Source organism: Pseudomonas sp. TH43, from assembly GCF_016650635.1.
Taxonomy (GTDB): Bacteria; Pseudomonadota; Gammaproteobacteria; order Pseudomonadales; family Pseudomonadaceae; genus Aquipseudomonas.
The window spans coordinates 1,679,052-1,704,546 of the sequence record NZ_JAEKFI010000004.1; the positions used below are offsets into that span (position 1 = coordinate 1,679,052).

Here is a 25,495-nt window from a genome sequence, read left to right on the forward strand (position 1 = left end):
TGGGGTTTTCAGGCAAGCCTATCAGGACACAGCAATCATTGTGGGGAGGGGATTCATCCCCGTTCGGCTGCGCAGCAGTCGCAAAACCATCGCATTCGGTTTACCTGATACACCGTGAATACTGGATTTGGCGCCACTTCGCAGCCCAACGGGGATAAATCCCCTCACCACAGGAAGTGGGTCAACTGTTGGTTATCGTTACAGCTTGGCTTTTACGGCCGCCAACGCATCCTTCCCGTCAGCCGTCTTCACGCCGTCCAGCCATTTATCCAGCACCGCCGGATTCGCCTTGATCCACGCCTTCGCCGCGTCGGCATTGCTGACTTTCTTGTTCACCACCTCGGCCATGATGCTGTTCTCCATCTCCTGAGTGAACGAAAGATTGGTCAGCAATTTACCCACATTCGGACACGCCTCGGCATAGCCTTTACGCGTCAAGGTAAACACGCTGCCGGTATCACCGAAGTATTTCTCGCCACCCTTCAGATAATGCATTTTCAACTGCACATTCATTGGGTGCGGTGTCCAGCCGAGGAAGGTGACGAATTTCTGTTTCTTCACCGCCCGTGACACTTCAGCCAGCATCGCCTGTTCGCTTGACTCGATCAGCTTCCACTGGCCCATGTCGAAATCATTCTTCTTGATGATTTCCTGCAGCGAGATATTCGCCGGCGCCCCGGAGCCGATGCCGTAGATCTTGCGCTCGAATTTGTCGGCGTACTTGTTCAGGTCGGCAAAGTTATGCACACCCGCGTCCCACACGTAGTCCGGCACAGCGAGGGTGAACTCGGTGCCGTCGAGGTTCTTCGCCAGTTGCGTGACATCACCGGTTGCGACGAACTTATCGTAGAAACCCTGCTGCGCCGGCATCCAGTTGCCGAGGAAGACATCCACCTGGCCGTCCTTCAAACCGCCAAAGGTGATCGGCACCGCGAGGGTGTCGACCTTGGCCTTGTAGCCCATGCCGTCCAGCAGAAACCCGGTGATCGCATTGGTCGCGGCGATGTCGCTCCAGCCGGGGTCCGCCATCTTCACCGTTTCACAGCTTTGCTCGGCAAATGCCGAGGCGCTGCTCAGCGCGAGCAGGCCAACCGTCACTACTGTGGATAACTTACGCATGGACTTCCCCTTAACATTATTGGTTTTGGCAGGGTTGTGGATAACGTGCTTTGCGTTCCAGATCATCGAGGTCGATGTGGTTGCGCATGTACTGCTGACTGGCGTCTACCAGCGGCTGGTGATCCCAGCTCTTCAGCTTGCCGATGGTTAACGCTTCGGCGACAAAACGGCGACGGCGCTGGCTGGCGAGTACCTCGCGGTGAATGGCCTGGATGTCCCATTTGGCGCGTGCCTCGGCGAGAAATTCGTCGAACAGTTGGCGATGTTGCGGTGATTGGCTGAGTTCTTCCAATTCGCGTGGATCGTTGGCCACGTCGAAAAGCAGACAAGGGTCGCTTTCACTGTAGATAAATTTGTAGGCGCCGCGACGGATCATCATCAGCGGACTGTTCGTGCCTTCGGCCATGTATTCGCCGAAGACCTCGTCGTGGCCGCCCTGCCCTTGTAGATGCGGCAGCAGTGAACGTCCATCCAGCGGCAGACCTGGTTCCAGCGTGCCGCCGGCGAGTTCTACAAACGTTGGCAAAAGATCGGCGGTGGATACGGCGGCACTGACGCGGCCCGCGCCGAACTGCCCCGGCGCACTTATCAACAGTGGTACGCGGGCCGCCATTTCGAACCAGTGCATTTTGTACCAGAGGCCTTTCTCGCCAAGCATGTCGCCGTGGTCACCGGAGAACACGATGATCGTGTCATCGATAAGCCCGGTTTCCTCCAGCGTTTGCAGAAGTTTGCCGACGTTGGCGTCGATATAGCTGCACGCACCGAAGTACGCCCGGCGCGCATCGCGAATCTTGTTCACAGGCAGCGGTTTATCCCACAGGTCGTAAACCTTGAGCAGACGCTGGGAGTGCGGATCCAGATCGTGTTGGTCCGGTGTTGTAGGCACCGGGATATCGGCATCGTCGTACAAATCCCAGAAGGCCTTGGGAATCGTGTACGGATCGTGTGGGTGCGTCATCGACACCGTCAGGCAGAACGGCTGATCGCCGTCCTCACGGATGTGGTCGAACAGGTATTGCTGCGCCTTGAACACCACCTCTTCGTCGAAATCGAGTTGATTGGTCCGCACGCACGGTCCGGCCTGCAATACCGAGGACATGTTGTGATACCAGGTCGGCCGCACGTCCGGCTCATCCCAATTCACTGTCCACCCGTAGTCAGCCGGGTAGATATCACTGGTTAAACGTTCCTCATAGCCGTGCAGTTGATCCGGGCCGCAAAAATGCATCTTGCCCGACAGCGCGGTGCGATAGCCGAGCCGGCGCAAGTAGTGGGCGTAAGTCGGCACATCAGCAGGGAAATCGGCAGCGTTGTCGTAGGCGCCGATCTTGCTCGGCAACTGGCCGCTGACCAGGGTAAAGCGCGACGGCGCGCACAATGGGCTGTTGCAGTAAGCGGCGTCGAACACCACACCTTGTTCGGCGAGGCGGGAAAGATTCGGTAGTTTGATTGGCGACGGGCCGTAGAACGGCAACATTGGCGCGGCCATCTGATCGGCCATGATGAAAAGAATATTCTTGCGCTTCATGTGATCGCGGCATTCCATAGTGAATATTTATGCGACATTGCTGCGATCGAGCATGGAGTCCATGCTCTGTCGGGTAAAGCCCGTGACGGGCAATGACTAGGATAAGCACAGCTTATGTATGAAGCCCTTGGTGATCTGTCGCTCGACCTGTTGCGTGCTTTCGAGGCCGCGGCCCGGCAGCGCAGTTTCACTGCGGCGGCGGTCGAGCTGGGCACCACACAACCGGCGATCAGTCAGCAGATCAAACGGCTGGAGGAACAGCTCGGCACACGCCTGTTTGATCGCATCTACCGGGGCATTGAGCTGACTGAAGTTGGCGTCATTCTGTTCGAACAAGTTAGCCTTGGTTTACAGAACATCGACGCAGGATTGAGCGCAATCAGCGCACAGCAGCAACATGAGGTGCTGCAAGTCGCCACCGATTTCGCCTTCGCCGCGTATTGGCTGATGCCGCGCCTGCACCGCTTCCACGAAGCCAATCCGCACGTCGATGTCAGCCTGGTCACCAGCGAACGCAACCACAACATGCTGCGCACCGATATCGACGTCGCCATCCTGTTTGGCGATGGTCGCTTTAAGCAGGGAGAAAGCCATTGGTTGTTCAGCGAAGAAGTATTCCCGGTGTGCAGCCCGCAATTGCTCAAGGATCGTCCGACGCCCCTCGGTGCTCAGGCCTTGCTGGAATTGCCGCTGTTGCACCTGCGCGGGGAAAACAGCAGTAACTGGTTTGACTGGAGTGGTCTGTTTCGCGAGTTGGGCATCAGCACGCCGCCGGCGCCGGGGCAGTTGCGTTTCGACAATTACACGCTGTTGATTCAAGCGGCGATCGGCGGCCAAGGCGTGGCAATTGGCTGGCGGCACCTTGTGGATAACTTGCTGACCCAAGGTTTGTTGTGTCGGCCGATTGCTGAAACGACGCTGTCGCGGTTGGGGTATTACGTGGTGCTGCCACAACGCAAACGGCGTGGGGTGTTGATTCAGCAGTTTGTGGATTGGTTGATGGCGGAACAGGCTGGCAGCGCTGAATCTCTCAGTGGGTTGGCATTGCCTTCGATTGCGGTTTGAGGATCAGAGGATCGCAGCCTGCGGCAGCTCCTGCATGAGATCCGTGTAGGAGCTGCTGCAGGCGGCGATCTTTACGAGTCTGAAGACGCGACAAAATTCACATGCTGACCCACATGCAGATTCAGCCGTAGCTCATCGGCAATCCCCACCGCCACCCGATTAAGCCGTTCCAGTGGCTCGGCCAATCCCGGCTCGAGATTGCCGCCGACCTGACTGAAATGCTCGATTGTCAGCCCGGCCACGCCATGCGGCGCGTTGACCAGCGTCCAATGCAGAGGGCTGCTTTGCAGCGCTTCACGGATTTCCTCGGCGGCGTGGCGTTGCAGGCGATCCTCCAGATCCGGCTCATCGAGCACGGCGAAATCCCCGACCAGAAACAGCCGCGAGACATTGGCCGCTTGCAGCCCGTCGACCAGTGCATCAACGGCCAGCACTTGCTCGACGGGCCCCAACACCACGGAGCGTTCAACGTGATCGCTGCTGAACGGCAACCCCGGCGCATCCAGTAAACAGATGACCGCCGAGCTTCCCGCAACGCTTTGATTGACCCGCTCGGCGTCGAACAGATCGCCGCTCTTGGTGCGCAAACCCGGACGTGGCGCGAGCGCATTGAGGTCGTCGAGAATGGCGATGACTTCATGCTGACGGCGCAGCATTTCAGCCATCAACGCACCGCCCAGGCTGGCCATGGCACCATAGAGCACCACTTTCACCGTGGGGGTTTCGGCATTTTTCATGGCTGAGCCCTTTTGTTGTCCCTTGTAAGGCGTGTGACATACGCGCAACACCGAGGGTTCGAACCGATTTGCGAGGGTTTGCGATGCAGACGATCAGGGGCTATCACGCCCACGTTTATTACGACGCCAGCAGCATCGATCAGGCGCGTGCGTTATGTGAGCAGGCGGCACAGTTGTTTCCATTGAAAATGGGCCGTGTTCACCAAAGACCGGTCGGTCCGCACCCGGACTGGAGCTGCCAGTTGGCCTTCGGCCCTGAGCTGATCAGCGACGTGTTGCCGTGGTTGGCGCTGAACCGCAAAGGCTTGGTGGTATTCCTGCACCCGGACACCGGCGATGATTTGCTCGATCACACCGAGCACGCAATCTGGATGGGGGCGATACGGCCGCTGGATCTGTCTATTTTTTGATCAGATCGTCTCTTCGGATTCGCCCGGCAGGTTTTCGTCCAGATGCAGCCAGGGCAACTGGCTGTCCGTCCAGATATGCCGCTCGGCCGGCGCCAGCTCCGGGTGATCCAGCGTGGCGATGGTTACGTCGATGCTTTCAGGGCTGAGCAACGTCGCCAGGGCCAATTGCGCGCCGCAGTTCGGGCAGAAGAACCGCGTGCAACTGTCCGATGAGTGATAGCGCGACGGCGTCCCCGCCAACCATTGGAAGTGCGCTGCTGGCACGGTGATCCACGTCGTGACAATCCCGCCGCTGACCTTGCGGCAGATCGAACAATGACAGTGGGCGATGTCATGCAGCGCGCCGCTGAACTGATAGCGAATATGTCGGCAATGGCAGCCGCCGCTGTGCGATTCGTGCATCTGCATCACTCCCCTACCCCGTTTTTGTTGACTCTAGCCGTATCCGACGATCGGTTGACCGTTCATTCAAAGCTTTCTCCAGCGAAAGCTGGCTGAAAGCTTCCCCGATTAGGATCGCCCCACCTCCGGCAACAGACCGGTTGGCCATGCGTGTGATTCCTCGCCCGTGCGGCCCAATTAACAACAACAATGGTGATCTGATGTCCTCTGCAACCCGCCTCCTCGCTGTCACTCCGCCCGTACGTCTCGTGCTTCCCGTTCTGCGCTGATCTCACCCCGATCCGCTCACTCAACTAGCCGCGCTACGCCTGGAGTATTCCCATGCTGACTTTCCTTGGCTTCGCCATGGTCATCACGTTCATGTTCCTGATCATGACCAAGCGCCTGTCCGCGCTGATCGCTCTGATCATCATCCCGATCCTGTTTGCCCTGTTCGGCGGTTTTGCGCCGAAGATCGGCCCGATGATGCTCGAAGGCATTACCAAGCTCGCGCCGACCGGCGTGATGCTGATGTTCGCCATTCTGTACTTTGCGTTGATGATCGACTCCGGCCTGTTCGACCCGGCCGTGCGCAAAATCCTCAAACTGGTCAAGGGCGACCCGTTGAAAGTTTCGGTCGGTACCGCCGTGCTGGCGCTCGTCGTTTCCCTTGATGGTGACGGCGCGACCACTTATATGATCTGCGTGGCCGCCATGCTGCCGCTGTACAGCCGCATCGGCATGAGCCCGCGGATCATGGCCGGGCTGATCATTCTCGCCGGTGGCGTGATGAACATGACCCCATGGGGCGGCCCGACGGCCCGTGCCGCGAGTGCGCTGCATGTCGACCCGTCGGATATTTTCGTGCCGATGATTCCAGCCATGGCTGCCGGTGTGGTGGCGATCCTGCTGATTGCCTACTTCTACGGCAAACGTGAGCGTGCGCGTCTGGGTGAGCTGCACCTGATCGGCGATGAGATCGATCACAGCGAAATCAGCGTGTCGCAGTTCCCGGATGCGCGTCGTCCGAAACTGATCTGGTTCAACGGCCTGCTGACCCTGGCGTTGATGTGCACCCTGATCGGCGGCCTCTTGCCGCTGCCAGTGCTGTTCATGGTGGCGTTCAGTATTGCGATGATCGTCAACTACCCTTGCCTGCAACAGCAGAAGGATCGTGTCGCGGCCCACGCCGGCAGCGTGCTGTCAGTGGTCAGTCTGATTTTCGCCGCCGGTATCTTCACCGGTATCCTCTCCGGAACAGGCATGGTCGACGCCATGTCGAAAAGTCTGCTGGCAGTGATCCCTGATTTCCTTGGCCCGTATCTGGCGGTGATCACGGCGCTGGTGAGCATGCCGTTCACGTTCTTCATGTCGAACGACGCGTTCTACTACGGCGTGTTGCCGGTGCTCTCCGAAGCGGCCAGCCATTACGGCATCACCGCGGTGGAAATGGCCCGTGCCTCGATCGTCGGTCAGCCCGTCCACTTGCTCAGCCCGTTGGTTCCATCGACTTACCTGCTGGTGGCGCTGGCCGGCATCGAGTTCGGTGACCATCAACGCTTTACCCTGAAATGGGCAGTCCTGGTCTGCCTTTGCATATTGGTGGCTGCCTTGCTGTTGGGGACTTTCCCGCTGTTCAGCACTTTGTAACGGCATCAACCGACCAAAACGCCAGCGGCTTGCTGGCGTCCTGGTTTAACAAACGCTTAAAGGAATACACATGGAATGGCTGACCAACCCTGAAATCTGGGTTGCCTTCTTCACCCTGACTGCCCTGGAAATCGTCCTCGGCATCGATAACATCATCATGATTTCGATCCTGGTCAGCCGCATGCCCAAACACATGCAGCAGCGCACCCGGATCTTCGGTCTTGGCCTGGCCATGATCACCCGGATCATGTTGCTGCTGTCGATCACCTGGGTCATGCGCCTCACCGCCGATCTGTTCGAAGTGTTTGGCCAGGGCATTTCCGGCCGTGACCTGATTCTGTTCTTCGGTGGTCTGTTCCTGCTGTGGAAGAGCTCCCAGGAGATGTACCACGCACTGGAAGGCGAAGACGAAAGCGACGACTCGCCAGGCGGCAAGGGCGGCAACTTCCTCTACACCATCATCCAGATCGCGATCATCGACATCGTTTTCTCGCTGGACTCGGTGATCACTGCCGTGGGTATGGTTTCCCACGTGCCGGTGATGGTCGCGGCGATTATCGTCGCAGTGCTGGTGATGATGCTGGCCTCGGGCAAGATCAGCGAATTCATCGACAAGCACCCGTCGCTGAAGATGCTCGCACTGTCGTTCCTGCTGGTGGTGGGTACCGTGCTGATTGCCGAGTCGTTCGACGTGCACGTGCCGAAGGGCTACGTCTACTTCGCGATGGCGTTCTCGCTGGCCGTGGAAGCGATCAACATCAAGCTGCGCGGCGCGATGGCCAAGAAGAAAAAGCAGCAGGATCCGGTAAAACTGCGCAAGGACATCCCGGGCCAGTAACCCGCTAGTCCAGCAATATGCAGTACCCCTGTGGGAGCGAGCCTGCTCGCGAAGACGGAGTGTCAGTCGACAACATTGTTGGCTGATCCACCGCTTTCGCGAGCAGGCTCGCTCCCACAGTTGTTTCTGCGTTCAGGCAGGCGGAACGAGATTATCCAGCACCCGATTTACCGCCAACTCACCCAGCATGATCACCTGCGCAATCCCCAGCAACGAACGGCGCTGCGGCCCGTCGATAAACCCGGCCAGATCGCTGGCCATGATGTTCGCTGACGCCAGTGATTCACTGGCGTGCACCAACAGGGTTTCGTTATCCACGGCGGGATCGATGAGGAAAATGCTGCTGGGTCTGCGTGGTGCGCCGGGGGTCTTGTTTGAGACCGGGACAGAGATAGAAATCGAGGGCGCGATCGGCGGCTTCTTTCATTCGTTGAGCTTCGACGGCTGGGTCGTGCTGGGAGGGGTCGGTGTTTGGTGGATCTGGCGTTATCTTCGACATGGGCTCAAACCTCTAAAGGTGAGGCTGCAACCAACTCGCTGCTAAACGATGAGGGTGGCAGCTGTACGCAGGTTAGCAGACCGATGAGCCACGCAATCGGCGCACCCGAAGGTGCCCTGCGCACAGCCACCATCAAGTGCAGGAACGGATACCTGACTGATAGAGACTTGTGCGGCGTGGAATCAGCGAGCTGCTAAACCCGACCACTGATGAGCAATGGCCAGCCAACGATAGAACCCCGCCCCAAGGCGCACAAGCCGGCGGATTCTGGCGTAACCGTAGGCAACGGCGCAAGGTTTTGTAGCCTTTCGGACGTAACACTGCGTGTGCTTAAACACCCAGCAAAATCCGCGTTTAACCTCTTCAAGATGAGACACATAACCTGTAGGAGCGAGCCTGCTCGCGAAAGGGTCATCACAGTCGAGAACCAGGCTGGCTGACCCACCGCATTCGCGAGCAGGCTCGCTCCCACAGTGACACATCGCAACCCTTTGAAACGGGATTCAAAGGTTGACGCCCCCCGCTCCGCTCGTTAGCTTCCCCGCTCGCCTCAAACGACAAACAAGGAGTGTTCATGTCTGGAAAACCCGCCGCGCGCGTCACCGACCCGACCACCTGCCCCATTCCCGGTCACGGCACCAACCCGATTGCAAGCGGCTCCGGCGACGTCTTCTTCAATGGCCTCGCCGCCGCCCGCCTCGGCGACACCTGCACCTGCGGCCAAGCCCTCAATGGCGCGTTCTCCGCGACGGTGTTCATCAACGGCAAAAACGCCATGACCCTCGACAGCACCGCCAGCCATGGCGGCGTCGTGGTCGGCGGCTCCGGTGACGTCATCATCGGCAGCTCGCACACGCCCGCGCCGTTCATTCCGCCGCTGCCGATCGTTGGCCAGCCGCTGATCGAATTCAAAGCGGTCAGCGCCGGCAACGGCGAACCCATCGCCGAACAGGGCTACGAAATCGAAACCGCCGAAGGCCGCATCGTCAAAGGCCAGACCAACGAAAAAGGCATGACCCAAAGCGTCGCCACGCGCCAGCCGGACCTGGCCATCGTGCGCTGGACAGCCTGACTTTCAAGGAAGAACCATGACCGGACAATGCATCGCTCCAGACGACCTGGACATGAAAAAACTCTGGGACAGCACCTGCGAGCTGCCCACCTGCAAACGCGAAACCAACACCGCCGGCCCCAACCCGAAAACCCGCGTCGAAGTCCCGCTGCTGACCTGCAACTGCCTGTGGCGCCGCTTCCAGAAAGAAGCCGAAGACTGGGTCGCCCCCGGCGGCGTCCTCATCGCCGACCCCCAAGCCCGCAACCGCAAAATCAACGCCGCGTACGCGCAGCTGTGGTTGGCGGATAACCGCTTTCAGTGGGCGGGACTGGCGGCGTTTGCTTCGAAGCAGGTGGGGTGTGGGCTCGTGCATGCGGCCACTCTCGACCAGCGAATCGAAGCGGAAAAGAAGGCTTACCGAACCCTTAAAGACAGCCAACCCAAGGATTTGTATGAGCGCATAGTGGTGAACAGATTGCGCTCTGACCCTGAGCTGTGGCGGCAGTGGGATGAGGCCAAGCAACAGAACCCGGTTCCTTTGGCGAGTGATCCACTGTCTAGTGATGCCATTGCCTTTCTTCAAGAAGAATTGAAGTATGTTCACGAGATGCTGGCGCTAGGGAACACAGCACTCTTTTTAGACGTGTATCCGTTGCATCGTTTTTTTATGGTGCGCGGATTCAAGGAAATGGAAAAATGTCTTCCCGATCGCATCAAGCTCAAAAATGATGTGCTTTGGCCCATCGCAGATAAAGTCGAGTTCGGTATTAATCACTCCGAAATCTCCGAAACGTTTCAGGCAATTGATGTCGGTGACGTTAGCGAGAGTGTCAGGTCGATGGCACGACATGAGCAGTTGAATATTCTTCAACCAGCTATGTACGACGTACAGCATTTTGCATTGCTTATGAGAGGGACTCAGGCGGGTGACGTAGCCTCTGTAGTAACAGGCCTATTTTCCGGACTGCCGGAAGAAATTCAGTTAACGCTGGCAAGCCAGTGCAAAGCTCCTGACAGTCGAAAGGTAGCTTTCAGTCGCAACCCAGTCGCTGACTTGGCAGACAAGGATCAGCGAATGGAGTTTGTGTTACGTGCAGCAACGCAGTTCGACGCTCTGCTGAAAAATCCCATTACGCATGCTCAACTGAAAACCTCCATTTCGGAAATTGCCAGTGGGGGAGGAGTGAAGTGATGCGCAAATTGCCTTGGGGTTTGGCGATTGTTTTGTGTCTGGGGTTAATTGCTTACGCTTTGAGCGGACCAAGACCCGTGGACATCATTTCTGTCCATATTGGGAAACCCTACGTAAATGTTGAGCGTGACTCCACATTTTCGGTCAAGGCGAAAACAGCTGTGTACCCAAGTGATCCACCCGAGGTGGACTCCACTTGGATCAGCAGTCCTGTAGTGGTGAAATTTGACGACCCACAATATGGCTTCGCTTTGCCGCCTACTAAGTTCGGCGCAGTGGGTTACAGAAAAGAAAAAGTTTCGACCATCACAACCTCTCCAATGTTGGAGACCGTCTCATTCGAACAGTTGGTACCGTTGATTGAGCAGTTACAAGCAACACTGAAAGAGGCTGGTTGGCAGCCGCGAGATCGCGAAAACAATGCATGGCTTTCAGTCGATAACGAAGCGGATAAAACCGCTTTACAGAAGATGCTGTTCGATCAAGTCGTCCTCGTGATGCTGCTGGTGCCTCATAAATATGGTTTGGCACTCAACGTCAAATGCTACGCCCGGTGCGACGAGCGTGATCCGAACACGGCGAAATATCTGATCGATGTCAGCGTAGGAAAGGATTACTACAGCGAATGAGGATCCGCTATTGGACTCGTCGGAGCTTTTGGAAGAGACCGCTGTTTTTTGCGCTGCTTCTCTGCATCACATCGTTTCATTATCCGATGGACGTCTTGCGTGTTCACATCGGCAAGCATTACCAAAGCGTTGAAAGGGATTCGACCACCGACCTGGAAAAACATACTGCGATTTATCCCAGCGAACCTCCCCATCCTAGCTCTACCTGGATAAGTAGTCCCACAGTCGTTGAGTTTGACGATCCTATTCATGGCTTCAAACTTCCCCCGACTGTATTCGGCGCTGTGACGTACGCAAGCCAGAAAATCTCGACACTGACGACCTCGCCCATGACAGAAACTTTGCCGTTCGCAGAAGCTCTGGATCGATTGGTTGCTACGCAAATCAATCTCAAATCGCGAGGATGGAAGCTTGAGCCTTTGGAAAAAAACGACTGGTTCAATCTTGACTCCGTTGCGGAACGTGAGCGGCTACGGACGAAACTCTTTGATCAAGCTGTTGGCGTTGATTTGTACGTACCGGGAAAGTACAGCTTGCTGCTCTTGATCAAGTGCTACGCAAGCTGTGACAAGCAAGATCCGACGACTGCGCAATATCTGATTGATATCAGTGTGGGTCGGGATCGAAGCGGAGCATGAGTAATCGGTACAAGTGGTGCAGTCGATACTGGCGCAGAGCAGCGTGTTTCGCGCTGTATGTATGCCTGACGTCTTTCCACTATCCGATGGATGTTCTGGTTGTTCACATCGGCAAGCCATATGCCGAAGTCGGCAAAGACTCCAGTTTTCCTGTTGAGCGGAAAACAGCCATGTACCCAAGTGACCCGCCCAAGGCCGACTCGACCTGGATTAGCAGTCCGGTCGTGATCACTTTTGATGACCCTGAACATGGCTTCACTTTGCCCAAAACCATCTACGGGGCGGTGGGCTACACCAAAGGAAAAGTAGACGGCATAACAACGTCTCCAATGGTTGAAACACTTCCCTTCGATCAGACGGTGAAACTTTTGAGTGAGCTGCAAGCGATGTTCAGGGACGCCAACTGGATTCCTGAACCCGTTGAGGGAAATGATTGGATCAAAGTGCAAAGCGATGATGAAAAGCGACAGCTACAAGCGAAGCTTTTTGATCAGGCGGATGGGGTCATTCTGCTGGTTCCGCACAAATACAGCCTGTTGATGCATATCAAGTGCTATGCGCGTTGCGACGAGCGGGATGCAGAAACAGCCAGATATTTAATTGACGTTGGCCTGAGCAGAGACCATTTCAGCGATTGATGCTGCAAAGCCGCAAACCCTGTGGGAGCTGGCTTGCCAGCGATGGCGGCGTGTCAGGCAACATCAATGTTGGTAGTGCCGCCCTCATCGCTGGCAAGCCAGCTCCCACAGGGATTTGTGGTGATTGTGGAAGGGGTTGGATGAAGTGCTTTTCATGACACTTTTATTTCAATCCACTCTTTAGCTGTGCAATGCTGGCGCCCAGACCGTTAGCCAACTACAGCTTAAGTATCAGAACGTAGAAACCGCGCGGTACCGTCAACTTGCCCCTCTGGGGCGCTGCTATTACAGGGGGTCTGCATGCTCACCCTGCTCAATCTGCTTTCCGCCGTCGCCCTGCTGATCTGGGGCACGCACATCGTCCGAACCGGCATCCTGCGGGTGTACGGCACTAACCTGCGCCATGTGATTGGCCAGAACATGTCCAAGCGCTGGCTCGCGTTCGTCGCCGGCATCCTTGTCACAGCCATGGTGCAGAGCAGCAACGCCACCGCCATGCTCGTCACTTCCTTCGTCGGCCAGGGCCTGATGGCGCTGACCCCGGCGCTGGCAACCATGCTCGGCGCCGACGTCGGTACCGCGCTGATGGCGCGGGTGCTGACGTTCGACCTGTCGTGGCTGTCGCCGCTGTTGATTTTCCTCGGGGTGATTTTCTTCCTGTCGCGCAAACAGACGCGGCTCGGGCAGATGGGCCGCGTAGCCATTGGCCTGGGGCTGATCATTCTGGCGCTGCAATTGATCGTCGAAGCCGCCGCGCCGATCACCCATGCCCAAGGCGTGAAGGTGATTTTCGCCTCGCTGACCGGCGACATCCTCCTCGACGCCCTGGTCGGCGCCTTGTTCGCGATGATTTCCTATTCCAGCCTCGCTGCCGTGCTGCTCACCGCGACCCTCGCCGGCGCCAGCGTGATCAGTTTGCCTGTGGCGATTGGCCTGGTGATCGGCGCCAACATCGGCAGCGGCATTCTGGCGTTCATGAGCACCAGCATGCAGAACGCCGCCGGCCGGCAGGTGGCGCTGGGCAGTCTGTTGTACAAACTGATCGGCCTGCTGCTGATCATTCCGGTGCTCGACCCGCTGGTGCACTGGATCGACAGCCTCGATTTCAGCCCGCAGGAAATGGTCATCGGCTTCCATCTGCTCTACAACACCGCGCGCTGCCTGATTCTGCTGCCAAGCGTCGGGCCGATGGCGCGACTCTGTGCCTGGCTGTTGCCGGAGCGCCCGGAGGTCAACGGCACCGCCAAACCACGCCATCTCGACGCCACCGCGCTGGTCACGCCAAGCCTGGCGTTGGCCAACGCCGCGCGGGAAACCCTGCGCATGGGCGACCTGCTCGACAACATGCTCGACGCCACCCTCGATGTGTTGCGCGGCAAGCAGACCGCCATCACTCAGGAAATGCGCCGGCTGACCGACGACGTCGAAGCGCTGTACAGCGCGATCAAGCTGTATCTGGCGCAAATGCCCCGCGAAGATCTCGGCGAACAGGACAGTCGGCGCTGGGCGGAAATCATCGAGCTGGCGATCAACCTGAAACTGGCCAGCGATCTGATCGAACGCATGTTGCGCAAGATCCAGCAGCAGAAAACTTCGCAGCGGCGTTCGTTTTCCGAAGAAGGTCTGGAAGACCTTGCCGGGCTGCACCAGCAATTGATCGCCAACCTGCGTCTGGGGTTGTCGGTGTTCCTCAGCGGCGACCCGGAAAGCGCTCGGCAGTTGCTGCGCGAAAAACGCCGTTTTCGCGCACAGGAACGCCGTTTGGCGCACGCGCATGTCAGCCGTTTGCAACGCAAGATCGTGCAGAGTATCGAGACCAGTTCGCTGCACCTTGAGCTGATTGCCGACATGAAGCGGCTTAATTCGCTGTTTTGCAGCAGTGCTTATGTGGTGCTGGAAACGGCGGACACCGGGGCATTGGCGGCGGATGATATTGCCGACATCACGCATTCGCCTTGAACGTCTGGGGCTGTGGTCAGTCAGTAACATTGATTCAGGCTTAAGACCTTCGCGAGCAGGCTCGCTCCCACATTTGAATGCATGTCCCTGTGGGAGCGAGCCTGCTCGCGAATGGCGGTCTGAATAGCGACACGGATCTCCAAATCAGCCGTATGGAAGCCTGTTATGCGTTGCCTGTTGTTCGCCTGTCTGTTGCTCGGTTCCCTGCCCGCCTTTGCCCTGGATCGTTTTCAGGTCGAAGGCTATGCATTGCCCAACGGTTTGCAGTTGCTGCTCAAACCCGGCACTGAGCGCGGGCATGTGGCGATCCGGTTGGTGGTCGGCGTTGGCCTGGACGATTTCGATTGCGATGAAAAAGAGCTGCCGCATCTGCTCGAACACTTGCTGTTCAGCGGCGTAGACGCGACGGGCGAAGGAGGTCTGGAAGAACGCATGCAGGCCCTCGGCGGCGACTGGAACGCGTTCACCAGCAATGCCGACACCACGTTCGTCATCGAAGCGCCGGCGAAAAACCAGCGCAAAGTGCTGGATCTGCTGCTTGATCTGTTGACCCAGACACGCATAGACGACAACGCGATCAACGCCGCCAAGCGCGTGGTCGAGCGCGAAGACGGCGGCCATTACACGCGCCTGCAACGCTTTCTCGACCGTCAGGATCTCGGCCACACGGCGAGCAATCAACTCGCCGTCGAGCTGGGCCTGAAATGCCCGCAACGTGCCGAGGTTGGGCATCTGACTCAGGCGCAACTGGAGAAGGTACGCAAGGCCTGGTACGCACCGAACAACATGACCCTGATTGTCGTCGGTGAACTCGACAAATTGCTGCCGGCCTATCTGGAACGCACTTGGGGCGCGCTCGAAGCCGTCGAGCCGAGCGAGCATCGGCCGTTGCCGGACATCCGCACCAGCGCTGCCCACGAACGCACCATCACCCGCGGTTTCATTGGCGATAGCGCCAAGCTGCACTGGCTGGTGCCGGAACCGGTGCTGGACGATCAGTACGACGAGACGTTCGACATTCTCAAGGACTATCTCGACTGGGCCCTGTACCGGCAGATTCGCCTGAACCACGGTTTGTCGTATGGGCCGTGGGCCGAGCGTGAAGTGTTTGGCGGCGTTGGCTTCATGAGCCTGAATGCCGACCTGGATCGTGATGATGTCGACGAAGCCATTCAGGTGCTGGAAGACCTCAAGGCTGATCTGCTGAAAAACGGCCTCGACCCGGACACCTTCGCGCGGATCAAACAGGCCTCTATCGCCCATCAGGCTTGGGCGGTGCAAGGCAACAGCGCAATGGCCGATTACTACTGGAGTGCGCTGGGCGACTACGAGGACGGCCGCTTTGCCAACCCGGCGCGGGAGCTGCAAGGCGTGACGCTGGAAGCGGCGAACAAGGCCATGCGCGAGTTGCTGTTGCAGCCGGGGTATTTGCGCATCGAGAAGCCGTTGATCAGTGATGATCAGGTGTTGTGGTTGAGTGCGGGTGGCTTGGGCTTGGTGCTACTGATCCTGATCGGCTGGCGCCTGCACCGTAAGCGGGGTTGAAGATCAAAAGATCGCAGCCTTCGGCAGCGCCTGCATGGAATACCCACGTTGTGATGATGAGGTCCTTGTGGCGAGGGGATTTATCCACGTTGGGCTGCGAAGCAGCCCCAAACCCTGCAACTCGATTCATCCAGACAAAACACATTCGCAGGATTTACGACGGCTGCGCCGCCGAACGGGGATAAATCCCCTCGCCACGGGGGCTGGGCGGCGGTAACCTTTCTGGGATTTTTCCTACAGCGTTGTGAACCCCGACATGCCGAAAATACAGCTCCTGATCCAGCGCATCCTCGAACTGATGAAGCGCTATCCGGGGGTCATTGCGCTTGGCGGTTTCATTTCCGGCGTCGGCAGTTTCATCATGGTCGACCGTCAGCAGGGGCTGGCGAGCTGGATCACGGTGATCATGCTGCTCAGCTGGATCTGGCTGATGCTGGAAAACACCCTCACCGGCCTGTTCACCCGCGTGTTCAAACGCGAGATTCCCCAGCCGCTGCTGCGTTACGCGACGCAGATGATCCACCAGGAAAGCCTGTTTTTCGTCCTGCCGTTCTTCTTCATCACCACGACGTGGAACAGCGGCCAGCTCATTTTCACCGGCCTGCTCGGCGTCGCCGCACTGATATCCATCGTCGATCCGCTCTACTACAAATGGCTGGCGCCACGGCGCTGGGCGTTTCTCGCGTTGCACACCCTGACCCTGTTCGCCGCCCTGCTCACTGCGCTGCCGGTGATCATGCACCTGACCACGGCGCAGAGTTTCAAATGGGCGCTGGGCATTGCCGTGCTGTTGTCGTTTCCGAGCCTGGCGTCGATCTTCCCGATCCGCACGGTGCGCAACGCGTTGGCGATTCTCTGCATCACGGTCGGCATCGGTGCGGTCGGCTGGACGCTGCGCTCGTGGGTGCCGCCGGCGACGCTGTGGATGACCGACGTGGCGATCAGCACCGAGTTGCAGGATCGCACCCCCGGCGCCAGCCTTGACACGGTCAGCGCCGAGCAGATCCGCAACGGCGGGCTCTACGCCTATACCGCGATCAACGCGCCGCGCGGGCTCGATGAGCGGATTTATCACGTCTGGCAGTTCAACGGCAAAGAGGTCGACCGTATCGCGCTCGACATCCACGGCGGGCGCAAGGAAGGCTACCGGGCGTGGACGCACAAACAGAACTTCCCCGGCAACCCGGCGGGCAAATGGCAGGTACGGGTATTGACCGAGGACGGTCAGGTGATCGGTGTGCTGCGTTTTGAAGTCACCGACAGCACAGCGATCAAAGAAAAGTAATCCGGTTCGTGCTATTACGTATGCCAGCGTATTTAGCCGAACAAGCACGGAGCTTATGACCAGCAGCTCGATGACGGGCAGTGCCCAACTGGACACATCGACCAGCCCTGCCCGCCTGCGGGTCACGGGGGACTGGACGCTTGCCCATTACGCCGACCTCAAGCAACTGAGCGAAAAGCTTTATGGCCAATACGACGCCAGCACCATTGTCGACCTCAATGGCCTCGGCGCCCTCGACACCGCCGGCGCCTCGTTGCTGGTCGAACTGCTCGGTTCCGAGCGCCTCGGCCAATCCGCCGAACACCCCGACTGCACTCTGACCTCCGCCGACCGCGCGCTGCTGCACACCGTGTACTGCTCGATGAGCGACTTTTGCGTGCCGATCAAGGAGCCGGAAATCAGCGTCAGCGTGCAGTTGCTCACGCGCATCGGCCGCGCCGTCGACACGGTTTGGCAAGACACCCTGCAATTGCTCGGTTTCGTCGGCCTGATTCTGGAAACCATCGCTCGCAGCCTGTTCCGGCCCAAGCGCTGGCGCATCACCCCGATGATCGCGCACATCGAACAGACTGGCCTCGACGCCGCGCCGATCGTGGCGTTGCTGACTTTTCTGGTGGGCGCGGTGGTGGCGTTTCTCGGGGCGACGGTGCTGGCCAGTTTCGGCGCGACGATTTTTACCGTGGACCTGGTGGGCTTCTCGTTCCTGCGCGAATTCGGCGTGCTGTTGACGGCGATCCTCATGGCCGGACGCACCGCCAGTGCCTTCACCGCGCAGATCGGCTCGATGAAGGCTAACGAAGAAATCGACGCAATTCGCACCCTTGGCCTCGACCCGATGGAGCTGCTGGTGGTGCCGCGCGTGCTGGCGATGCTGGTGGCGTTGCCGATGCTGACATTCCTGGCGATGCTCTGCGGGATCATCGGTGGCGGCGTGGTCTGCGCGGTGTCGCTGGGGATTTCGCCGGCGATGTTCCTGTCGCTGCTGCAAAGCGACATCGGTGTTCAGCATTTTCTGGTCGGATTGGTGAAAGCGCCGATCTTCGCCTTCATCATCGCCGCGATTGGTTGTCTGGAAGGTTTCAAGGTCAGCGGCAGTGCCGAATCGGTCGGCGCGCACACCACCTCTGCCGTGGTGCAGTCGATTTTCGTGGTGATCGTGCTCGACGCGGTGGCCGCACTGTTCTTCATGGAGATGGGCTGGTGAGTCGTCTACCCCGCGCGCCCTCGGAGGCGGTGATCGAAGTCCGTGGCCTGTGCAATCGCTTCGGCAGCCAGAGCGTGCACGAAAACCTCGATCTGGATTTGTACAAGGGCGAAATCCTCGCCGTGGTCGGCGGCTCCGGCAGCGGTAAATCGGTGCTGTTGCGCAGCATTGTCGGTCTGCGCCGACCCAGCGAAGGCGTCGTCAAAGTGTTCGGCAAGAACCTGCCGAGCCTCTCCGAGCATGAGCGCTCGCTGGTTGAACGCCGCTTCGGCGTGTTGTTTCAGAAAGGCGCGCTGTTCTCGTCGTTGACGGTGACCGAGAACGTCGCCCTGCCCCTCATCGAACACGCCGGCCTCAGCCGCAACGACGCCGAGCACTTGGCCGCTGTGAAGCTGGCGCTGGCCGGGTTGCCGCTGTCGGCTGCGGATAAATACCCGTCGTCGCTCTCCGGCGGCATGATCAAACGTGCCGCACTGGCCCGTGCTCTGGCGCTGGATCCGGACATCCTGTTTCTCGACGAACCCACCGCCGGCCTCGATCCGATTGGCGCGGCGCAGTTCGATCAATTGATCCTGACCCTGCGCGATGCGCTCGGCCTCAGCGTGTTTCTGGTGACCCACGACCTCGACACGCTCTACACCATCACCGACCGAGTGGCCGTGCTGGCGCAGAAAAAAGTGCTGGTCGCCGGCCCCATCGACGTCGTTTCGGAAACCGACGACGCGTGGATTCACGAATACTTCCACGGCCCGCGCGGCCGCTCGGCGCTGGACGCCGCCAAATTGCTCAACGAGGTCTGACATGGAAACCCGAGCGCATCATGTGTTGATCGGCCTGTTCACGGTGATTGTGGTGGCAGGCGCCTTGCTCTTCGGTCTATTTCTGGCCAAGTCCAGTGTCGACACCGAGTTCAAGGACTACGAGATTGTCTTCAGCGAAGCGGTCAGTGGTTTGTCCAAGGGCAGCCCGGTGCAGTACAGCGGGATCAAGGTCGGCGACGTGGTCACCCTGCGTCTCGATCCGAAAGACCCTCGGCGGGTGCTGGCGCGGATTCGTCTGGCCGGTGATACGCCGGTCAAGGAAGACACCCAGGCCAAACTGGCGCTGGCCGGGATCACCGGCACCTCGATCATCCAGCTTAGCGGTGGCACGCCAGACAGCCCGCAACTCAAGGGGCACGATGGCAATCTGCCGATCATCGTCGCTGCGCCCTCACCTATTTCACGGCTGCTCAATGACAGCAACGATTTGATGAGCGGCATCAGTTCTTTGCTGGGCAACGCCAATCAGATGTTCTCCGCCGAGAACGTCGAGCGCGTGAGCAAGACTCTGGCGCATCTGGAGCAGACCACCGGCTCGATCAATGATCAGCGCGGCGATCTGCGTCAGGCCATGCAGCAACTGGCGGCAGTTGGCAAACAGGCCGGGAGCATGCTCGAACAGACTTCGGCGCTGATGCGCAACGCCAACGGCCTGCTCAACGATCAGGGCAAACAGGCGCTGGGCAGTGCCGAGCAGGCAATGAAATCGCTGGAACAGAGCAGCGCCACGATCAATGCCTTGCTGAGCAAGAACCAGAACTCCCTCGACAACGGCATGCAGGGCCTCAATGGCCTGGCCCCGGCGATCCGCGAACTGCGCGAAACCCTGACCTCGCTGCGCGCCATCTCTCAACGTCTGGAGGCCAACCCCAGCGGTTACCTGCTGGGCAGTGACAAGAACAAGGAGTTCACGCCATGAAGCTGACTCACCTCGCCCTCCTCGCGGGTATCACGTTGCTGGGTTCGTGCTCGATCCTGCCCAAGTCTGAGCCATCGGACGTCTATCGCTTGCCGGCCGCCCAGGCGCCCGCCTCGGCCAGTTCGGCGGCGACTCAGCATTGGTCGCTGCGCTTGAACAAATTGCAGGCCAGCGAAGCGCTGAACCGGCCGAACATCGCCGTGATTCCACAGGGCGATGTGATCAGCAGCTACAAGGCTTCGCGCTGGAGCGATCCGGCGCCGGTGCTGGTGCGCAATCGCTTGCTGGACGGCTTTCAGCGTGATGGTCGGGTGACTTTGCTGAGCACCGACGACAGCAACTTTGCCGCGGATCTGGAGCTGGGCGGCAGCTTGCAAGCGTTTCAGACTGAGTATCAGGGCACGCAGGCCAGCGTTGTGGTACGGGTCGATGCGCTGTTGGTGCGCGGTTATGACCAGCGGATTCTCGCCAGCCAGCGCTTTGAAGAGCGCCAGCCGCTGAATGATGTGCAGGTGCCTGCGGTGGTCGCCGGGTTTGGCCAGGCCAGTGATCGCCTGACCGCGAAAGTCGTGGCCTGGGCCGTCGACCAAGGCCAGAAACTCGCCCCGCAGAACCCCTGATTCACCACAATCCCTGTAGGAGTGAGCCTGCTCGCGATAGCTGAGTGACAGTCGCCGATGATGGTGACTGATAGACCGCTATCGCGAGCAGGCTCACTCCTACAGTTTTATTTTGTGGTTAGCCGAAGAACCAGTAGCAGACGGCGATAGCGCCGACGACACCGGCAAACTCCGCCAGCAGCGCACAACCCACGGCATGCCGCGCCCGCTGAATGCCCACCGCGCCGAAGTACACCGCCAACACATAGAACGTCGTCTCGGTACTGCCCTGCACCGTCGCCGCGACCAGTGCCGGAAAGCTGTCGACGCCCGAGGTCTTCATGGTTTCAATCAGCATCGCCCGCGCGGCGCTGCCGGAGAAAGGTTTGACCATCGCCGTCGGCAACGCATCGACGAACCGCGTGTCCCAACCGGCCCACTCGACCAGATGGCGAATGCCTTCAAGGCCGAAGTCCAGTGCGCCTGAGGCACGCAGCACGCCGACCGCACACAGCATCGCCACCAGATAGGGCAGCAGGTTCTTGGCGACGTCGAAGCCTTCCTTCGCGCCCTCGACGAATGCTTCGTAGACCTTCACTTTGCGTAAGGCACCGATCAGCAGAAACAGCATGATCAGCCCGAACAGCGTGAGGTTGCCGAGGATCGACGAAAGTCCCGCCAGCGCCGTGGCAGACATCGTCGCCAGCAGCGCCATGAAACCACCGAGGACGAGGGCGCCGGGAATCAGATAGGCCAGCACGACCGGATCCCAGATCCGCAGGCGTTGCATGAACGCCACCGAGAGGAAGCCGACGATGGTCGAGCAGCTGGTCGCCAGCAGGATAGGCAGGAACACCAACGTCGGGTCCGGTGCGCCTTGCTGGGCGCGGTACATGAAGATCGTCACCGGCAGCAGGGTCAGCGAGGAGGCGTTGAGCACCAGAAAGAGGATTTGTGCGTTGCTGGCGACGGTGGCGCTGGGATTGAGTTCTTGCAGCGCCTTCATGGCTTTCAGGCCGATTGGCGTGGCGGCGTTGTCCAGGCCCAGACCGTTGGCGGCAAAGTTCAGGGTGATCAGGCCGAGGGCCGGGTGACCGGGCGGCACCTCAGGCATCAGCCGCAGGAACAGCGGGCCGAGGACCTTGGCCAGCCATTCGACGATCCCGGCTTTCTCGGCAATGCGCAGAAAGCCCAGCCACAGGGTGAGGGTGCCGAACAACAGCACCATGACTTCGACCGAGAGCTTGGCCATGGCGAAAATGCTTTCCACCATCGCCGCAAAAATCCCGGCGTTGCCGCCGATCAGCCACTGCGCCAGCGCCGACACGGCTGCCACGATGAAGAAGCCAAGCCACAGGCCATTAAGCATCAGTCAAATCCCCCGAAGAATGCGGCGAATGATAGCGGGGTGGCCAGAAACGACAAACCCCGGATTTCTCCGGGGTTTGTCTGTGCATCACTTGCGGTCTGACTCGACCCACTGTGGGAGCGAGCCTGCTCGCGAAAGCGTCCTGCCAGTCACATCAATGCTCAATGACATACCGCCTTCGCAAGCAGGCTCGCTCACACAGAAAAGCCAATCCCACAATGTTCAGCAATCAGTTCTTGGAAATCTCGCCGGCTGGCAGTTTTTCCTTGCTGCGCCAGTGCGGCAGGGAGTTCCAGTAGCGCTCGCCCTTGGCGTCGTCGTACATGCCTTCCCAACGCGAGATGACCAGCACGGCCAAGGCGTTACCGATCACGTTCAGGGCGGTACGCGCCATGTCCATGACACGGTCGACACCAGCGATGAACGCCAGACCTTCCAGCGGGATACCCACGCTGCCCAGAGTGGCCAACAGCACCACGAAGGACACGCCCGGCACGCCGGCGATGCCTTTGGAGGTGACCATCAGGGTCAGTACCAGCAGCAGTTGCTGGCTGATCGACAGGTCGATGCCGTACAGCTGGGCAATGAAGATTGCCGCGATCGACTGGTACAGGGTCGAACCGTCGAGGTTGAACGAGTAACCGGTCGGTACAACGAAGCTGCAGATGGCTTTCGGCGCGCCGTAGGCTTCCATCTTCTCGATCACGCGCGGCAGCACGGTTTCCGAGGAGGCGGTGGAGTAGGCCAGCACCAGCTCATCCTTGAAGATGCGCATCAGTTTGAACACCGAGAAACCGAACATCTTGGCGATCAGGCCCAACACCACGAAAGCGAAGAAGGCGATGGCGAAGTAAACCAGCACCACCAGTTTGGCCAGCGGCAGCAAGGAGGCGAAACCGAAGTTGGCGACGGTCACCGCGATCAGGGCGAAAACGCCGATAGGGGCGTAGTTCATGATCATGTGGGTGACTTTGAACATGCTTTCCGAGACGCCCTGGAACATCTTCACCAGCGGCTCGCGCAGGTCCGATTGCAGGCTCGACAGACCGAGGCCGAACAATACGGAGAAGAAGATGATCGGCAGCATTTCGCCGCGGGCCATGGCCGCGAAGATGTTCGAAGGGATCAGGTTGAGGATGGTCTCGACGAACGCGTGCTCATGCTGAACCTCGGCGGCCGTCGCCTGGTACTTGGAAATATCCACAGTACCCAGGGTGCTCATGTCGATGCCGGTGCCCGGATGAACCACGTTGGCCAGGACCAGACCGACCAAAATGGCGATGGTGGTGACGATTTCGAAGTAGATGATGGTCTTCAGGCCGATGCGGCCCAGTTTCTTGGCGTCGCCCACGCCGGCGATGCCGACAATCAGGGAGGAGATGACGATCGGGATCACGATCATCTTGATCAGACGGATAAAGATATCGCCTGCCGGTTGCAAGACGTTGCTGATCCACCAGGCCTTCTCGGCACTGAAGTGGTTGAGCAACGCACCAATTGCAATACCCAAAACCAGACCGATGAGGATCTGCCAGGCGAGGCTAATTTTTGCCTTCTTCATTATCTTTACCCTTACTTGCGTTTGACTCAGGCACATGCAGGAACTGGAACGCTTTCTAGCGGAAAAGTCTGTGCATCTGCCTCCGTATAAGGTGCCCCGAAGCGCGTATTTACGGCTCTTCGGCAGGCGAAAAAAGGCGCAACTATTCCGATGCAAGGTTGCGCCGTCTAATGCCGTAAACGCCTACCCTATGCCGAATCGGCATGAGCTTTTTTAAATGAAACTGGCGTCCCAACCGGTTCGATTGTGACATTTCGGCCGGCATAAGTGCCGTGAACCGGCCATCACAGCGAAGGTTGGTTGTTTTTTGAACTAGAAAAATCGACAGAATTATTAAGAAAAAGCTTACGTGAGAAGACTAGAAGTCCCACTGTTTAAAGGGTCTCTTTGTCGATATACGGTCGCCGTGAAACACCGCGTAATGTTTTCGCGCGCAGTGTCGACGATAAAAAGGATGAGCTGAACGCTCTGGATCAATGTTTTGATCGATTGAAAGCTCAGCGCAGATCCGTCGAACCACTGAGGGTCGGCGAACCTGCGGCGCAGCTTTTTTACTTGCCCTGACCCGGCCCTTGCGCAGGCACTCCCTGTACCCGTAGGTCACTCCGACCCTGTAACAGTCAGAACGTCCCGGCCCCTTGGTCATGCGCCGACCCTCCTCGGATCGGCGCAATGGAAGGCAGCAGGGCTGCTGCCTTCATGTTCAATACCATTTAGGATCTTTCTTCAGCGTTTCCATCAGCAGATTCTGCATGCCCTCATTCGGCTTGCCGAGGAAGCGGTAGGTGGCATGTCGCGTTGGCGACTTGTCGGCCGGCAATCCTTCGGGCACATCGACGAGCATGGCGTAAGCGTCTTTCTTGTCGAAGCTGAACGCGACGATCAAGCGGTGGTTCAGGCACTTGTCCGCAGATTCGCAGAGAGGGCCGACCAGATACTTGTCGCCATCTTCAGTCACGGCATTCATCTGTTGGTCCGGCGTACCGGAAAGGTTCATCACCCATTCCGGCAGGCGTTCTTCCTTCTTCACCACGCCTTCCCAGGTTTCCCTGTACTGCGGGTCCGAACTCAACAGTTCGTTGACCCGCGCCTGGCCATCGTTGGCCGCCATCGCCATGGCACTACCGCCCAGAAGCAGGGCGGCTGCCAGTGTTTTTAACGCACTCATCGTTAACCTCGGCCGCGACGGCCAAAGAAGAAGGAAGCGATGAACATCACCAGGAACACGACAAAGAGAATCTTGGCGATACCCGTGGCGGTGCCCGCGATACCACCGAAGCCCAGTACTGCAGCGATGATGGCAATGATCAAGAATGTAATTGCCCAGCTCAACATGGTGATTCTCCTTACTTCTCTATTTAGGGGTGTTGCGTGTTCCGGCGCGTCGCGCCCGAATCCGTTTAATCAATTAGAAGACCCAGCGTTCTTCACGTGGCAGTTGATCCAGTGGCTGCGCCTGATCGACGTCCACCATGCGCATCGAGAGGCTTTCTGCCTGGCTGCTGCTGACGGCGCTGAAGTGCGTTTGCGTGTTGTGCTGGACCGAGATCAGCGGCTCTGGCTGCTGGCTGTTTTCCCAGCGCAGGTATTGCTGGCACGCGATCAGGGTGATTAACAGCGCAAGTACGCCAAACAGACTTTGCTGGATGAGCAGTGGCGAGATACGCACTTGGGCGGCACGTTGGCGAGTCATCCTGGGTTCCTCACTCTTATTCGGTTGGGGCAGTTCTGATCTGCCCGGGCTGAATAAGCTATTGCAGCCTGCATGCCAGTTTTTTGATTGAAAAATATTCAATAAAATCAATTACTTACGATCGATCAAAAAATAGATCGCGACGCATCCTGCACGATG

Annotated in this window: 25 protein-coding genes and 1 pseudogene; 16 read left to right on the top strand and 10 right to left on the bottom strand. The window is 58.7% G+C overall.

The features are described from left to right. Positions 1-198 precede the first annotated feature (198 nt). Together choX and betC are read right to left on the bottom strand one after the other, a co-directional pair. The gene (gene choX / locus JFT81_RS24040; RefSeq protein WP_201229545.1) at positions 199-1,119 is read right to left on the bottom strand and encodes a choline ABC transporter substrate-binding protein; all 921 of its coding nucleotides are present in this window, start codon (positions 1,117-1,119) and stop codon (positions 199-201) included. Between the two features lie 16 nt (positions 1,120-1,135). After that, the gene (betC, locus tag JFT81_RS24045) at positions 1,136-2,650 is read right to left on the bottom strand and encodes a choline-sulfatase (protein WP_201229546.1); all 1,515 of its coding nucleotides are present in this window, start codon (positions 2,648-2,650) and stop codon (positions 1,136-1,138) included. 114 nt (positions 2,651-2,764) lie between these two features. Between betC and JFT81_RS24050 the strand changes: the two genes are divergently transcribed. Further along, positions 2,765-3,715: a LysR family transcriptional regulator gene (locus tag JFT81_RS24050; protein WP_201229547.1), complete on the top strand. Its 951-nt coding sequence runs from the start codon at positions 2,765-2,767 to the stop codon at positions 3,713-3,715. 71 nt (positions 3,716-3,786) lie between these two features. Here the strand turns inward: JFT81_RS24050 and JFT81_RS24055 are convergent, their stop codons facing one another. After that, on the bottom strand, positions 3,787-4,452 hold the full coding sequence (locus tag JFT81_RS24055) for an NAD(P)H-binding protein (protein ID WP_201229548.1): 666 nt from the start codon (positions 4,450-4,452) through the stop codon (positions 3,787-3,789). Between the two features lie 83 nt (positions 4,453-4,535). On the opposite strand from JFT81_RS24055, the gene JFT81_RS24060 reads away from it, so the two are divergent. Then, complete coding sequence (locus tag JFT81_RS24060) at positions 4,536-4,862, top strand: DOPA 4,5-dioxygenase family protein (RefSeq protein ID WP_201229549.1); 327 nt, start codon at positions 4,536-4,538, stop codon at positions 4,860-4,862. Here the strand turns inward: JFT81_RS24060 and JFT81_RS24065 are convergent, their stop codons facing one another. Further along, entirely contained in the window at positions 4,863-5,264 is a 402-nt protein-coding gene (locus tag JFT81_RS24065) for a GFA family protein (RefSeq protein WP_201229550.1), read from the bottom strand. 321 nt (positions 5,265-5,585) lie between these two features. Between JFT81_RS24065 and JFT81_RS24070 the strand changes: the two genes are divergently transcribed. Both JFT81_RS24070 and JFT81_RS24075 read left to right on the top strand, forming a co-directional pair. After that, positions 5,586-6,893 carry a CitMHS family transporter gene (locus JFT81_RS24070; RefSeq protein ID WP_201229551.1) on the top strand — a complete coding sequence of 436 codons (1,308 nt, stop codon included), beginning with the start codon at positions 5,586-5,588 and terminating at the stop codon, positions 6,891-6,893. Positions 6,894-6,963: 70 nt separating this feature from the next. Then, positions 6,964-7,731: a TerC family protein gene (locus JFT81_RS24075; RefSeq protein ID WP_008084323.1), complete on the top strand. Its 768-nt coding sequence runs from the start codon at positions 6,964-6,966 to the stop codon at positions 7,729-7,731. A gap of 132 nt (positions 7,732-7,863) precedes the next feature. Here the strand turns inward: JFT81_RS24075 and JFT81_RS24080 are convergent. After that, a pseudogene (locus JFT81_RS24080) lies at positions 7,864-8,230 on the bottom strand (hypothetical protein). A gap of 574 nt (positions 8,231-8,804) precedes the next feature. Here JFT81_RS24080 and JFT81_RS24085 point away from each other — a divergent pair. The 12 genes from JFT81_RS24085 to JFT81_RS24140 all read left to right on the top strand — a co-directional run bounded on the left by JFT81_RS24085 (position 8,805) and on the right by JFT81_RS24140 (position 20,734). Further along, positions 8,805-9,302, top strand: a complete 498-nt coding sequence (locus JFT81_RS24085) for a PAAR domain-containing protein (RefSeq protein ID WP_122593099.1) — start codon at positions 8,805-8,807, stop codon at positions 9,300-9,302. Between the two features lie 16 nt (positions 9,303-9,318). Beyond that, on the top strand, positions 9,319-10,476 hold the full coding sequence (locus JFT81_RS24090; RefSeq protein ID WP_201229553.1) for a hypothetical protein: 1,158 nt from the start codon (positions 9,319-9,321) through the stop codon (positions 10,474-10,476). Beyond that, complete coding sequence (locus JFT81_RS24095) at positions 10,476-11,105, top strand: hypothetical protein (RefSeq protein ID WP_201229555.1); 630 nt, start codon at positions 10,476-10,478, stop codon at positions 11,103-11,105. The genes JFT81_RS24090 and JFT81_RS24095 overlap by 1 nt, the downstream gene beginning before the upstream one ends. After that, positions 11,102-11,743, top strand: a complete 642-nt coding sequence (locus JFT81_RS24100; RefSeq protein ID WP_242485644.1) for a hypothetical protein — start codon at positions 11,102-11,104, stop codon at positions 11,741-11,743. The genes JFT81_RS24095 and JFT81_RS24100 overlap by 4 nt, the downstream gene beginning before the upstream one ends. Further along, positions 11,740-12,381: a hypothetical protein gene (locus JFT81_RS24105; RefSeq protein WP_242485645.1), complete on the top strand. Its 642-nt coding sequence runs from the start codon at positions 11,740-11,742 to the stop codon at positions 12,379-12,381. Before JFT81_RS24100 ends, JFT81_RS24105 begins: the two co-directional genes overlap by 4 nt. 300 nt (positions 12,382-12,681) lie before the next feature. Then, positions 12,682-14,340, top strand: coding sequence for a Na/Pi cotransporter family protein (locus tag JFT81_RS24110; RefSeq protein WP_201229556.1), 1,659 nt, complete (start codon positions 12,682-12,684; stop codon positions 14,338-14,340). A 165-nt stretch (positions 14,341-14,505) separates the two neighbouring features. Then, entirely contained in the window at positions 14,506-15,885 is a 1,380-nt protein-coding gene (locus JFT81_RS24115) for an insulinase family protein (protein ID WP_201229558.1), read from the top strand. A gap of 256 nt (positions 15,886-16,141) precedes the next feature. After that, positions 16,142-17,170 carry a DUF5924 family protein gene (locus JFT81_RS24120; protein WP_201229560.1) on the top strand — a complete coding sequence of 343 codons (1,029 nt, stop codon included), beginning with the start codon at positions 16,142-16,144 and terminating at the stop codon, positions 17,168-17,170. Between the two features lie 55 nt (positions 17,171-17,225). Next, a complete protein-coding gene (locus tag JFT81_RS24125) occupies positions 17,226-18,374 on the top strand; it encodes an ABC transporter permease (protein WP_201229562.1) in 1,149 nt (382 codons plus the stop codon). Then, the gene (locus tag JFT81_RS24130; RefSeq protein WP_201229564.1) at positions 18,371-19,174 is read left to right on the top strand and encodes an ABC transporter ATP-binding protein; all 804 of its coding nucleotides are present in this window, start codon (positions 18,371-18,373) and stop codon (positions 19,172-19,174) included. Before JFT81_RS24125 ends, JFT81_RS24130 begins: the two co-directional genes overlap by 4 nt. A 1-nt stretch (position 19,175) precedes the next feature. After that, a complete protein-coding gene (locus tag JFT81_RS24135; protein ID WP_201229566.1) occupies positions 19,176-20,114 on the top strand; it encodes an MlaD family protein in 939 nt (312 codons plus the stop codon). After that, positions 20,111-20,734: an ABC-type transport auxiliary lipoprotein family protein gene (locus tag JFT81_RS24140; protein WP_201229568.1), complete on the top strand. Its 624-nt coding sequence runs from the start codon at positions 20,111-20,113 to the stop codon at positions 20,732-20,734. The genes JFT81_RS24135 and JFT81_RS24140 overlap by 4 nt, the downstream gene beginning before the upstream one ends. A gap of 118 nt (positions 20,735-20,852) precedes the next feature. Here the strand turns inward: JFT81_RS24140 and JFT81_RS24145 are convergent, their stop codons facing one another. The 5 genes from JFT81_RS24145 to JFT81_RS24165 form a co-directional block, all read right to left on the bottom strand. After that, positions 20,853-22,082, bottom strand: a complete 1,230-nt coding sequence (locus JFT81_RS24145; protein ID WP_201229570.1) for a spore maturation protein — start codon at positions 22,080-22,082, stop codon at positions 20,853-20,855. A gap of 229 nt (positions 22,083-22,311) precedes the next feature. After that, on the bottom strand, positions 22,312-23,643 hold the full coding sequence (gene gltP / locus JFT81_RS24150; RefSeq protein ID WP_201229572.1) for a glutamate/aspartate:proton symporter GltP: 1,332 nt from the start codon (positions 23,641-23,643) through the stop codon (positions 22,312-22,314). 703 nt (positions 23,644-24,346) lie between these two features. Beyond that, positions 24,347-24,811, bottom strand: a complete 465-nt coding sequence (locus JFT81_RS24155) for an inhibitor of vertebrate lysozyme family protein (protein WP_201148758.1) — start codon at positions 24,809-24,811, stop codon at positions 24,347-24,349. Between the two features lie 2 nt (positions 24,812-24,813). Then, on the bottom strand, positions 24,814-24,978 hold the full coding sequence (locus JFT81_RS24160; protein WP_003177151.1) for a DUF1328 domain-containing protein: 165 nt from the start codon (positions 24,976-24,978) through the stop codon (positions 24,814-24,816). A 73-nt stretch (positions 24,979-25,051) separates the two neighbouring features. Beyond that, on the bottom strand, positions 25,052-25,336 hold the full coding sequence (locus tag JFT81_RS24165; protein ID WP_201199309.1) for a hypothetical protein: 285 nt from the start codon (positions 25,334-25,336) through the stop codon (positions 25,052-25,054). Between the last annotated feature and the right edge of the window lie 159 nt (positions 25,337-25,495).